Here is an 11,816-nt window from a genome sequence, read left to right as displayed (position 1 = left end):
GTTGTTGTATGTGGTGATTTCGGCTTCGATAAGCCAATGTCGCACAGCTTAACCGTGATACCGAACATGCCAACGACGGCAGCATCAGCCCGATATTCAACAAGGAGAAGGAGCAGAACCGGCTGAAGCAGGCGCAGCTTATCGGCGAGATTGGCGGCCAGACGGTGGGACGTCATCCGCACGCAGGGCGAGATTGCCGGGCTGAAGGCACAGAAAGACCCGGCGGCGCTGGCGCAGGCCAGGGAGCAGCTTGAGAAGAGCGGCAAACCGACGTTAGGCGGAGCCGATTACGTTGCGGATGCGGCGATGGCACTAGCGGCCTGTGCTACCGGAGACAGTTACTGCTCCAGAGCAATGAGCGATCTGTCGGGTAAGAATCAAGCAGCGGCAGACAGCGTTAAAGCGTTGATGAGTAGCGATACCTGGTCGGCGGTGAAAGACTCGGTAGTGCAGGCGGCTGAAGGCAATCAGGCGGCGTTGGAAGCTACGGGCGGGATGCTGGCGGGGATTATCCTGCCAGGCAAGAAAGTGCCACATACGCCTAATGCCGGAGCTGTAGGGAATATGAGTGAGTTTCTTAAACAACCAGGCTTTGGTAGTGAAATCAAAGAACTATCCAAAAAAACCAGTAAGCAATATCAGGGGCAAAGTGTCTATCAGGCAAATAAGCCCGTAGGTGATTATACTCAGAAAGGTGATCAGTTTTATTTAGATGCTAAACATAAGGACCATATAGAGGTCTTTGACAGTACAGGGACAAAGGTAAGGGCGGTCCTTAATCTTGATGGTTCGTTTAATGACGCAAAAACTAAAGCTGCCAAAGCTGAAGGTAGAAGGTTGCCAAAATGATTGATATCAGCATGTTAGATAAGTTTAAAGATGCTTACTTAGAGCTATTAAAGCATAAGGCGGGAAAAGAGCTTGATATTAATAATCTTTATTTTGAAAAGGATTATTCAATAGTTGATAGCATTCAGAACAGCATAAAAAATCTTAACTTAACAATTGAGTTGTTTTTTAAAGCAAAAGAGAATGGCGATGAGCTTGCAATGCAAGCGGCCTTACTACGTATATCAAATTTTTTATCTGGGATATATGGGGTTTTTTATCAAACCAATGAGGATGTTGACAGCTTTTTCAAACTTCCCAATGGGACGTCGTTCCCGGAAAATTATAAAATCCCAGAGCATTACAACTATCCTATTAAATAAAACCAACCCCGGCCAGTTGGCCGGGGCGTTGCTGCTCAACGTCAGCTCCGGCAACGGCTCATGGGGAAAAGTGATGTTCATGCGGTGCCCTCCGTGGTGGGTGCGATGCGGATGATCAACTGCCCCGACTCAATTAACACTTTGATCCTCTGCATTCCAATACGGGGGTGATCAGATTGCTGACTCAGGGCCAACAAATACAGGTGGAAAATATATACAGGAAGTTATCGAAACGGTAAGAGATAACGCCTCTTGCTTATAGGTGAAATCAACGCTTAGCCTTCCCGACAACGTCTGAATTATTGGAACCTTTTATATTACATAAGGTTGTTTTCAATCAGATGCAAGCATTGGCATTCTGAATTTTCTGTCTAGGCAGCCATCTAGGTTGATGGTAAGGTAACCTTTCCAAACATTAATATGTCACGAGCAACATGATTGGGTAGGCTAAAAATATTATTTTTGTTTGGCAGCTATCGAGTTGATGAATGTATTTAACTGTTGTGATTCTACGGGTGTATTTTTATTTTCAGTCATGATTGAGTGGAGGTAATAATGTTGCATCGATGACTTTTTGTCACAAGAGTCGAAAAGATAAAGTGCTACGGAAATATCATTCAGTTTTCTCTGCTATTGAACCTTTGGCTATTCAACTTAATGGAGTTTGTCATGCATAAGGATTTGAAAATTTACATTTCATCAGGGCGGTTTAGAAAAATAAGAGAGTGGAACAGGAGGCGGAATTATTACTTCAAAAAAGTGAAGATGAATATTAAGGTTTATATTGCAAAGCTTATCTGGGATAAGCGTAGAAAAAATGTGATTGATATCAAGTCTGTCAAAACCGTATTGCTCCTGCGCAATGAAGGGACAATTGGCGATGTGGTGATTTCGACGCCGCTAGTGAAATGTCTTTATGAGTATGGTTATACGGTGGATTTATTGCTCACAAAATCGAGTAGCGCGGTGGTGAAACACAACCCCTATGTCAGGAATATCTATGAGGCAGATGATTGTAATAATGAGATATTTTTGAAACGGTTCACTCACACAGTTGCAAAATCAACAGTTAAGATGTTAAGCGGGAATAATTATGATCTGGTTGTTGATCTTTGTTTGTTTGATACCCCGGTACATAGGATGATGCTTTTTCGCGATATAAACGCAAGGTTTGTTCTTGGTTTTAATAAATGGGATTGCATTAACCACTACAGCAAATCTATTTCATTTGACAATGGTAAGGAACATGTGACGAAAGCAATTGCTTTGATTGCCCATGCCGCAGGGCTCAATCTTACAAATCGCCGTGCCTATGACTTGCATATCCCAGATGAGATAACTTTTGAAGTGAGAGAGTATTTAAGAGGTTGGAAGGATAAAATCAAGATTGTCATTAATGTTTTTACCGGAAGTCCAGAGAGAAATCTATCCAGAGAGCAACTTGTTCGGCTTATTGATATGCTTAATGAAAAATCGTCAAGTATAAGTATAATTATTCTCGATCACCGAAAGGAACTGACTATATCTCTACCAAGTAACGTTGTTATAAATCCATTTAATTCATTGCATCATGTCATGGCTTTGATCCGGGAGGTTGACGTGATTATATCCCCGGATACGTCGATTGTACATATTTCTGCTGCATGGAATAAATCATTGGTTTGCGTTTACAAGAACGTAACAGATAATAATGACCTGTGGGCGCCAGACTATGAAAATGCAAAGCAGATTATTGTTAATAGCAGAAAAATAGCTGATGTGGATAATGTTCCGGAGCTTATATTGCATGAAATCGGCCGAAGAGGCCTGTTAGATAAGCAAGAAATAAAACAGCTGCAGCAGTCCGTTGATCGGTGAGGCGGATGCCGCCGTAAACGCAATATTGCCCACCGGCGCGGTAACGACCCAACCCCTCGAGCAGCGCATTGCTCGAGAGGCCGGCCGTCTATCTCAACCCCGGGACTCAGCCACGGCTGGTTTCCTCCCGCAGTGCGGCGCTGACCTCGTGCGCCGTCGGTTGTTCGGAACGCAGCGCCCGGCGGATGGCGAAGAAAGCGGCGATCAGCATGGTCACCGCCACCAGCATAAAGAACCCGCACAGCGCGGCGTTGATTTGGTTGCTGAACACGATGGTCTCCATGTCCTTCAGCGACTTGGCCGGCGCAATGATCGTGCCTTGCTCGATGCCGGTGGAGAACTTCTTCGCCTGCGCCAGGAAGCCGATGCTCGGTTTTTCGTGGAAGATCTTCTGCCAGCCGGCGGTCATCGAGGTGACGAACAGCCAGGCGGTCGGCAGAATAGTCACCCAGGCGTAGCGCTGCTTCTTCATCTTGAACAGCACCACGGTGCCGAGGATCAGCGCCATCGATGCCAGCATCTGGTTGCCGATGCCGAACAGCGGCCACAGGGTATTGATGCCGCCGAGCGGATCGACCACCCCCTGATACACGAAGAAGCCCCAACCGGCCACCGCCACCGTGGTGCCCGCGAGGTTGCCGAGCCAGGAGCGGTTGTTGGCCAGCTGCGGCACCGCCACGCCCACCAGATCCTGCACCATAAAGCGGCAGGCGCGGGTGCCGGCGTCGACGGCGGTCAGGATGAACAGCGCTTCGAACAGAATGGCGAAGTGGTACCAGAACGCCATCATCGCCCGGCTATTGAACACCTCGCTGATGATGTGCGCCATGCCCACGGCGAAGGTCGGGGCACCGCCGGCGCGCGACAGTATCGAATTCTCACCCACCTCTTTGGCGATCAGCGCCAGCGTTTCCGGCGTGACGATAAAGCCCCAGCTGTTAATGACCTGCGAAGCATTTTCCACCGTGGTGCCGATCAGCGCCGCCGGCGAGTTCATGGCGAAGTAAACGCCCGGATCCAGCACCGAGGCGCAGATCAGCGCCATGATGGCGACGAAAGACTCCATCAGCATGGCGCCGTAACCGATAAAGCGAATGTGGCTTTCGCGCTCCACCAGTTTGGGCGTGGTGCCGCTGGAGACCAGCGCGTGGAAGCCGGAAATGGCGCCGCAGGCGATGGTGATGAACAGGAATGGGAACAGGGCGCCGGCGAACACCGGGCCGCTGCCGTCGATAAAGCGCGAAACCGCCGGCATTTTCATCTCCGGCATGGCGAAAACGATGCCGATGGCCAGGCCGATGATGACGCCGATCTTCATAAAGGTCGAAAGGTAGTCGCGCGGCGCCAGCAGTAGCCACACCGGCAGCACCGAGGCGACGAAGCCGTAGATCACCAGCACCCAGGTCAGGGTGGTGCCGTGCAGCGTGAAGAACGGCCCCCAGTAGGGATCTTGCGCCACGTTGCCGCCGTAAACGATCGCCAGCAGCATCAGCACGAAGCCGATCACTGAGATTTCAGCGATTTTGCCCGGCCGGATAAAGCGCATGTAGACGCCCATGAACAGCGCGATCGGGATGGTGGCGGCGATGGTGAACAGCCCCCACGGGCTGTCGGCCAGCGCCTTCACCACCACCAGCGCCAGCGCCGACAGGATGATGATCATCACCCCCAGCGCGCCGAGCATGGTAATCACCCCGGCGAACGCCCCCAGCTCTTGCTTGGCCATCTCCCCCAGCGAACGTCCGTCGCGGCGGGTGGAGATGAACAGCACCAGAAAATCCTGCACCGCGCCGGCCAACATAACGCCGACCAGGATCCAGATGGTCCCCGGCAGGAAGCCCATCTGCGCGGCCAGGATCGGCCCCACCAGCGGCCCGGCGCCGGCGATGGCGGCGAAGTGGTGGCCGAACAGCACCCATTTGTTGGTGGGCACGTAGTCCAGGCCGTCGTTGTGGCGTTCGGCCGGGGTAAGACGGCGGTCATCCAGTTCAAAGACCTTGTCGGCGATGAACCGGCTGTAGAAGCGGTAGGCGATGCTGTAGCAGGCGACGGCGGCGACCACCAGCCAGACGGCGTTGACGTGTTCGCCGCGGCTGAGCGCCAGCATGGCGAAGGCGAAAGCGCCGACCAACGCCACCAGCAGCCAGATAAGTCCGGACCTGATGTTTTTCATGAAACAACTCCTTGGCGTACAGAGGTAGAAATTGACGTTGTTATTAGGGATGACGTTTTAACAGTAGAAGTTTTGCCGCCGAACCGCGGCAGGTCGGATGAGAAATGTGAAGCAGGTGGGGTTTTGGTGGAAAAACAACGTGATGAAACCCCATTGGTGCAGGCTGTCGTCGCAATGTGGCCCGGCAGCGTTTCCTGCTGCATTTTTAATTTTTATCTGGCGAATAATATCTAAACCCATCGCTTGCGCGATCCCTTTGGCATTATTTTTCTGTATTGCCGACACAAGGGGTACTAATAAACGTTTTGCGTGATATATCTTGGCTCGCGCTCGAAGCGCCATTCATTTATTTCACAAATAATAAAGTCAATAAAAGGAATTAATAATGATAGATAAAGTCATTGCAGGTTATTTACCGCAGCTAACGGCCATTCGTCATGATATTCATCAGCACCCGGAGCTTGGCTTCGAGGAGTTTCGTACCAGCGATTTGGTGGCGGATTATCTGAGTTCGTGGGGGTATGAGGTGCACCGCGGATTGGCGGGCACCGGCGTCGTCGGTACGCTGCGGGTGGGTGACGGCGTGAAAAGCCTCGGGCTGCGCGCCGATATGGATGCGCTGCCGATCGAAGAAAACAACGGCAAATCCTGGAGCAGCAGCGTGCCCAACCGCATGCACGGTTGCGGCCACGACGGCCATACCACCATGTTGCTCGGCGCTGCGCGTTACCTGGCGCAAACCCGCCGCTTCAATGGCACGCTGCATCTGATTTTTCAGCCGGCGGAAGAGACGCTGGGCGGCGGCGCGTTGATGGTGGAGCAAGGGTTATTCGAACGCTTTCCCTGTGACGCCATCTTCGCCATGCACAACATGCCGGGTCTGCCGGTGGGCGAGTTTTTCTTCCGTCACGGCGCCTTTATGGCTTCGACGGACCAATTCGTCGTTACCGTGCAAGGCTGCGGTGGGCACGGCGCTATGCCGCATCTGACCGTCGATCCGGTGCTGGTGGCCTCGCATATCGTCGTCGCGCTGCAAAGCATCGTCTCGCGTAATACCGATCCGCTGGAGGCGGCGGTGATCACCGTCGGCAGCATTAAGGCCGGTGAGGCGGCCAATGTTATCCCGGACAGCGCGGAAATGCGGCTTAGCGTGCGATCGCTGGGGCGCGAGTGGCGAACCGAGCTGTTAACGCGCATTCCTGCGCTGATTCAGGCGCAGGCGCAAAGCTTCGGTGCCACGGCAATCGTGAACCACATCAACGGCGCTCCGGTATTGGTTAACGATGAGGCCATGACGCGCTTCGCGCATCAGGTGGCGCAGCAGCAGTTCGGCGCCGCGCGCGCGCACTACGGCGCCAAGCCGCTGATGGGCAGTGAAGATTTCACCTTCATGCTCGAGGCGCAGCCGCAGGGGTGTTATCTGCTGATCGGTAATGGCGACGGTGAAGGAAGCTGTATGGTGCATAACCCGGGATATGACTTTAACGATGAATGCCTGGCGGCGGGCAGCCATTATTGGGGCGCGCTGGTGGAAGCCTATTTAAAATAAACTAAAAGAATAATAACAGGGAAGGTCATAATGAGTGAAAATACGGCGGTGACGCAATCAGAAATAAATGCGCCGTCGAAGACGGGTGGCAAGAAAGTGATATTTGCCGCCTCCTTCGGTAATGCACTGGAATTTTTCGACTTCGGCATTTATAACTTCTTCGTCATTTATATTAGTGTGCTGTTCTTTCCGCCGTCGAGCGATCCTAATCTGGCGTTGCTGCTGGCGTTCGCCACGTTCGGCGTCAGTTTTATTATGCGGCCTCTGGGCGGTATTTTGATCGGCGCCTATGCCGATCGCCGCGGCCGCAAACCGGCGATGATCCTGACGATTTCGTTGATGAGCCTGGGTACGGCGATGATCGGTTTTGCGCCGACCTACGCCAGCGCCGGCTATTGGGGAACCATCACGCTGGTGGCGGCGCGCCTTATCCAGGGTGTGGCGGCGGGTGGAGAGGTGGGGGCGTCGATGTCGTTGCTGGTGGAGTCGGCGCCGCCTAATCGGCGCGGCTTCTATTCCAGCTGGTCACTGGCGACGCAGGGTATCGCCAGCGTGATTGGCGGTGTGACAGCGCTGGGGTTGAGCGCCGCGCTGCCGCTGCTTTCGGGCGAACCGAACGCGATGGCTGAATGGGGGTGGCGCATTCCTTTCTTTATCGGCGTGGCGCTTGCTCCGCTCGGTTGCTGGCTGCGCCTCGGGCTGGAAAGCGACCGTCCGCCGATGTCGCGCACTCAGGAGCCGCCTGCGCAGCTGCGCCGGCACTCGCGAGCGGTGGTGCTCGGCGTGATGTTGACCATCGGCGCCACGGTTGCCACGTACATTTCTATGTATTATCTCGGTACCTTTGCGGTGAAGTATCTGGGCATGGCGCAGACTTACGGCTATGCCGCGATGCTGCTGGCCGGGATCATCACTTTCGGCGGCAGTTTGCTGGTTGGGGGCTGGTGCGATCGCTATGGCCGTCTGCCGCTGATCCGCTGGGCGCGGATCGCCATTTTGCTGCTGGCGTTGCCGGTTTTCTGGTTGCTGACGGTGGCGCCGTATCCGGCGGTGTTGCTGAGCGTGGTTGCGCTGATGGTTGGGCTAACGACGTTGGGGTCTGTTCCTACGCTGTTGGTGATTTCCGAGCTGTTTCCGCAGCGCGTACGCGCGCTGGGGTTTGCGTTGGTTTATAGCCTTGGCGTCGCAATCTTCGGCGGCTTTGCCCAATACATCGCTTCACAGTCGATCGCACTCAGCGGTTCGCTGCTGGCGCCCGCCGGCTATCTGATGTTGGCGACGCTGATCTCGCTGGCCGCGCTGCCGCTGTTGCGTGAAACCGGCGGCGATCCGCTGCGCTAGCAGACGCGGGGCGAAAAAAACGCCGGCGGTTCTCACCGCCGGCGTTTTGCGTTACGACCGTTTCAGGTTGGCGTTCAGGCCACAGGGCGGGCGATCACGCTGCGGGTTTCCATGCGCACTTCGGCGATGGTGACCTGCAAGGTATCGCTCTGGCGGTAAACCACTTCGCCTTTGATCTGCACGGTGCCGGTTTCCTGGCTGCACTGCATCTCGTCACGCACCGCGTGAATGAACGGCGCCGGGATGAAGGCAACCGCGCCGTTGTCCAGCAGGCGCACGCGCAGGCCGCCGCGTGTCACGTCGATAATCTCGGCGTTGAAGCGGGTATCGGTACCGGCCTTGTCCTGCAGGAAGCGGGCGTACAGCCAGTCGCCGACGTCGCGTTCCGCCATGCGGTTCAGGCGGCGGCGTTCCGCCAGCTGCACCGTCACGTCATCCTGCGGTTTTTCGGCCGATTGCTGGTTGATGATCGCCTTCAGCAGGCGATGGTTGACCATATCGCCGTATTTACGGATCGGCGATGTCCAGGTGGCGTAAGCCTCCAGCCCCAGACCGAAGTGTGGCCCCGGCGTAGTGCTGATCTCGGCGAAGGTTTGGAAACGACGGATGCGGCTGTCAAGGAACTGAGTCGGCTGCGCATCCAGATGGCGGCGCAGTTCGCAGAAGCCCTCAAGGGTCAGCAGTTTTTCGGCTTCGGCTTCCACGCCGTTAGCCTGCAATACGGTGACCGCTTGCTCAACCAGCGCGGGATCGAAACCGGTGTGCACGTTGTACACGCCGAAGCCCAAACGATCGCGCAGCACGATGGCGGCGCAGACGTTGGCGGCGATCATGCACTCTTCAACGATACGGTTGGCGCTGCGGCGCTGCTCGGTGACGATCTCCAGCACGTCGCCTTTTTCACCCAACACGAAGCGGTAGTCCGGGCGATCTTTGAATACCAGCGCATGCTGGTGGCGCCAGGCGTTGCGCGCGTCGCAAACGCGTTTCAGCAGGGTGATCTGTTGCGCGATGGCGTCGCTCGGCGGTTGCCAGCCAGCAATGCCGTCCAGCCAGTCGGAGACTTCGTCGTACACCAGTTTGGCTTTGGATTCGATCTCGGCGGCGAAGAACTGAATATCGTCACCCAGCGCGCCGTCGGCGGCGATGGTCACGCGGCAAGCCAGCACCTGACGGCGCTCGTTAGGGCGCAGTGAGCACAGGTTGTCCGACAGATCGCGCGGCAGCATCGGGATGTTGAAGCCCGGCAGGTAGTTGGTGAAGGCGCGCACGCGGGCAATATCGTCCAGTTTGCTGCCTTGTTCGACGTAGGCGGTCGGATCGGCGATGGCGATGGTCAACTGCAGCGAACCGTCAGCGTTGTCGGTCACGTACAGCGCATCATCCATGTCCTCGGTGCTGGCGCTGTCGATGGTGACGAATTCGAGCGCGGTCAGATCTTCACGCACCAGCGCCGCGTTCGGCTCGCTGAGCGCCTGCATCTCCGGCGCCTCTTTTTCCAGGTTGTGACGCGCCAGCGTCACCCACCACGGGGCGAAATGGTCTTCACCGTCGGTGATAAACTGGGTCAGGTCGGCGTTGAAGCCGCGATCGCCTTTCAGCGGGTGACGACGCATTTCCGCCACCGCCCAGTCGCCGGCCTGGAAGTTGTGGGTCAGTTCACGCACCGGGCGGCACGGAATCGCCTCTTTCAGCAACGGATGATCGGGCACGATGGACAGACGATCGTCGCGCTTTTGCACGCGGCCGACAAAGCGCGACAGGAACGGCTCGACCAGGGTTTCCGGCTCGGCGATTTCGCGCTCTTTCTCGGTGTGCAGGGTGGCGATAATGCGATCCCCGTGCATGACTTTCTTCATGTACGGCGGTGGAATGAAGTAGCTTTTTTGACCGTCTACTTCAAGAAAGCCAAAGCCTTTCTCAGTCCCTTTCACGACGCCTTCAACGCGCGGGGTCTGAGAGTGAAGTTGCTGTTTAAGCTGCGCCAGCAGCGGGTTATCTTGAAACATATCGTCCAGTGAATGGGTTGTGAGTGGCAAGATTTGCGGCTGACAGTTTTACGCGAATCACCCGCTGCGAGCAAGCCTAACGTCACGGAACCCCGCATTGCCGCGCGATTTTGCGCAAGAATGGTCAATCGAAGTGCGATAGATGAAAAACCCCGGCGCGAGGGCCGGGGTGAAGGAGGGGGCAATCAGTCCCGCAGCGGCGTCGGCTGCAGGATTTCAATCCAGTAATCGTCCGGATCGCGAATGAACGCCACGTAGTTCATGCGGCCTTCGTGCAGGCGTTTCTGGAAGGTGACGCCGAGGCGTTCAAACCGCTCACAGGCGGCGCGCACGTCCGGCACCGTGACGCACAGGTGGCCAAAGCCGCGCGGCTCGCCGTTGCCGTTGTGGTAGTGGAAATCCGCCTGATTTTCGGTGCCGTGATTATGGGTCAGTTCGAGAATGCCCGGTTGGCTCAGCGCCCAGCGTTTGCGTTCGTCGTCATCCTGCGGGATCTGCTCGCGCGGGCTGCGCGTCAGGTAGCAGATGGTGAAAGCGGCTTCTTCGAACGTTTCCAGATAGACAGGCGTAAAGCCCAGTACGCGGGTATAGAAATCCAGCGCCTTGGTCAGGTCCCTCACGCGGATCATGGTGTGGTTGAACACGTAACCATCGGTTACCGCGTCCGGTTGGGCCGCCACGCCGGGCAGCGTCAGTAGGTCATTCAGTGGCATCAGAGATCCTCCTCAGGGTGTCGGCAGACTGTAGATGAAATCGATGCTAATCTAAAGTGATTGTTTTTAACTAAAACACTAACTAAAAGTGAATGATAAATGAAGCTGAGTCAGCTGAAGTTTTTCTGTACCGTGGTGGAGCATAAAACCATCGCCGCCGCCGCCCGCGAGCTGCACTGCGTGCCTTCCAACGTCACGCTGCGGCTGCGCGAGCTGGAGGCGTCGCTGGGCGGCGAGCTGTTTTTCCGCGACAAGAACCGGCTGTACGTCAATCCCAAAGGACGACTGTTCTATCAGCAGGCGCGCGACATCGTGGCGCAGGCCGAGCGCAGCAAGCAGCTGTTCGCCGGCGAGCAACAGCATGGGCTGTTAAACCTCGGCGCGCTGGATTTTTCGCTGGTCAGTCACTTGCCGGCGCGCATTGCCCGGCTGCGCCGTTTACAGCCTCATTTGCACATCAACGTGCTGAGCCGCGACTCGCTGGTGCTGGAACGCATGCTGATCGACAGCGATCTCGATCTGGCGATTACCGACGGCCCAATTGAACATCCGCTGCTGGCCAGCCAAAAGGCGTTTGACGAACGGCTGGTGCTGCTGATGCCGGCGGATGTCGGGCAGCCCGACGCCGCCACGCTGGCGCCGCTGGAGTTTTACACGTTCAGCCGCGAGTGCTCGTTCCGGCTGAAGGTCGATCACTGGCTGGCCTCGCGCGGGCTAAAACCGCGCATGACGCTGGAAATGGAATCTTATGCCGCGATGGCAGCCTGCGTGCAGGCCGGTTGCGGTGTCGCCTGCGTGCCGGGTTCGTTGCTGCCGCTGATCTTGCCGGCGCCGGGGCTGAAGGTGGTGGAAATGGGCGAGGAGGGCGTGAGCGATCTCTATTTCGTCTGGCGGCGGCATCAGCTGTCCGAGGAATTGCAGACTATCCTGGAAATATTGGCGCGCCCGGCGTGAACCGGGCGC

General features: G+C 56.0%; 9 protein-coding genes and 1 pseudogene. 6 read left to right on the top strand and 4 right to left on the bottom strand.

All coding sequences use genetic code 11. The features are described from left to right. Window positions 1-35: 35 nt before the first annotated feature. The 3 genes and pseudogenes from GT753_RS25960 to GT753_RS09030 form a co-directional block, all read left to right on the top strand. A pseudogene (locus GT753_RS25960) lies at window positions 36-534 on the top strand (hypothetical protein); the annotation flags it as partial. Window positions 535-845: 311 nt separating this feature from the next. Further along, complete coding sequence (locus tag GT753_RS09035; protein ID WP_075686866.1) at window positions 846-1,211, top strand: hypothetical protein; 366 nt, start codon at window positions 846-848, stop codon at window positions 1,209-1,211. A 669-nt stretch (window positions 1,212-1,880) separates the two neighbouring features. Then, on the top strand, window positions 1,881-3,068 hold the full coding sequence (locus GT753_RS09030) for a glycosyltransferase family 9 protein (RefSeq protein WP_076741179.1): 1,188 nt from the start codon (window positions 1,881-1,883) through the stop codon (window positions 3,066-3,068). Between the two features lie 106 nt (window positions 3,069-3,174). On the opposite strand, the gene GT753_RS09025 is transcribed toward GT753_RS09030, so the two are convergent. Next, window positions 3,175-5,241, bottom strand: a complete 2,067-nt coding sequence (locus GT753_RS09025) for a carbon starvation CstA family protein (protein ID WP_046898209.1) — start codon at window positions 5,239-5,241, stop codon at window positions 3,175-3,177. Between the two features lie 57 nt (window positions 5,242-5,298). After that, complete coding sequence (locus GT753_RS09020; RefSeq protein WP_126181070.1) at window positions 5,299-5,583, bottom strand: hypothetical protein; 285 nt, start codon at window positions 5,581-5,583, stop codon at window positions 5,299-5,301. Window positions 5,584-5,626: 43 nt separating this feature from the next. Between GT753_RS09020 and GT753_RS09015 the strand changes: the two genes are divergently transcribed. Next, window positions 5,627-6,790 (top strand): M20 aminoacylase family protein, encoded by a 1,164-nt coding sequence (locus tag GT753_RS09015; protein ID WP_015378026.1) that lies wholly within the window; start codon window positions 5,627-5,629, stop codon window positions 6,788-6,790. 30 nt (window positions 6,791-6,820) lie between these two features. Continuing rightward, window positions 6,821-8,131, top strand: a complete 1,311-nt coding sequence (locus tag GT753_RS09010) for an MFS transporter (RefSeq protein ID WP_015378025.1) — start codon at window positions 6,821-6,823, stop codon at window positions 8,129-8,131. 74 nt (window positions 8,132-8,205) lie between these two features. Here the strand turns inward: GT753_RS09010 and GT753_RS09005 are convergent, their stop codons facing one another. Both GT753_RS09005 and gloA read right to left on the bottom strand, forming a co-directional pair. Next, window positions 8,206-10,140: an exoribonuclease II gene (locus GT753_RS09005; RefSeq protein WP_015378024.1), complete on the bottom strand. Its 1,935-nt coding sequence runs from the start codon at window positions 10,138-10,140 to the stop codon at window positions 8,206-8,208. A gap of 185 nt (window positions 10,141-10,325) precedes the next feature. Continuing rightward, window positions 10,326-10,853 carry a lactoylglutathione lyase gene (gloA, locus tag GT753_RS09000; RefSeq protein ID WP_118891984.1) on the bottom strand — a complete coding sequence of 176 codons (528 nt, stop codon included), beginning with the start codon at window positions 10,851-10,853 and terminating at the stop codon, window positions 10,326-10,328. 99 nt (window positions 10,854-10,952) lie between these two features. Between gloA and GT753_RS08995 the strand changes: the two genes are divergently transcribed. Next, on the top strand, window positions 10,953-11,807 hold the full coding sequence (locus GT753_RS08995; RefSeq protein WP_044031131.1) for a LysR family transcriptional regulator: 855 nt from the start codon (window positions 10,953-10,955) through the stop codon (window positions 11,805-11,807). The last annotated feature ends 9 nt before the right edge of the window (window positions 11,808-11,816 follow it).

Origin of the sequence: Serratia sp. Z4, from assembly GCF_009900725.1 — a bacterium.
Lineage (GTDB): Bacteria > Pseudomonadota > Gammaproteobacteria > Enterobacterales > Enterobacteriaceae > Serratia > Serratia nematodiphila.
Note: the sequence above shows the minus strand (reverse complement) of the source record. Positions and strands in the feature narration are given on the sequence as shown.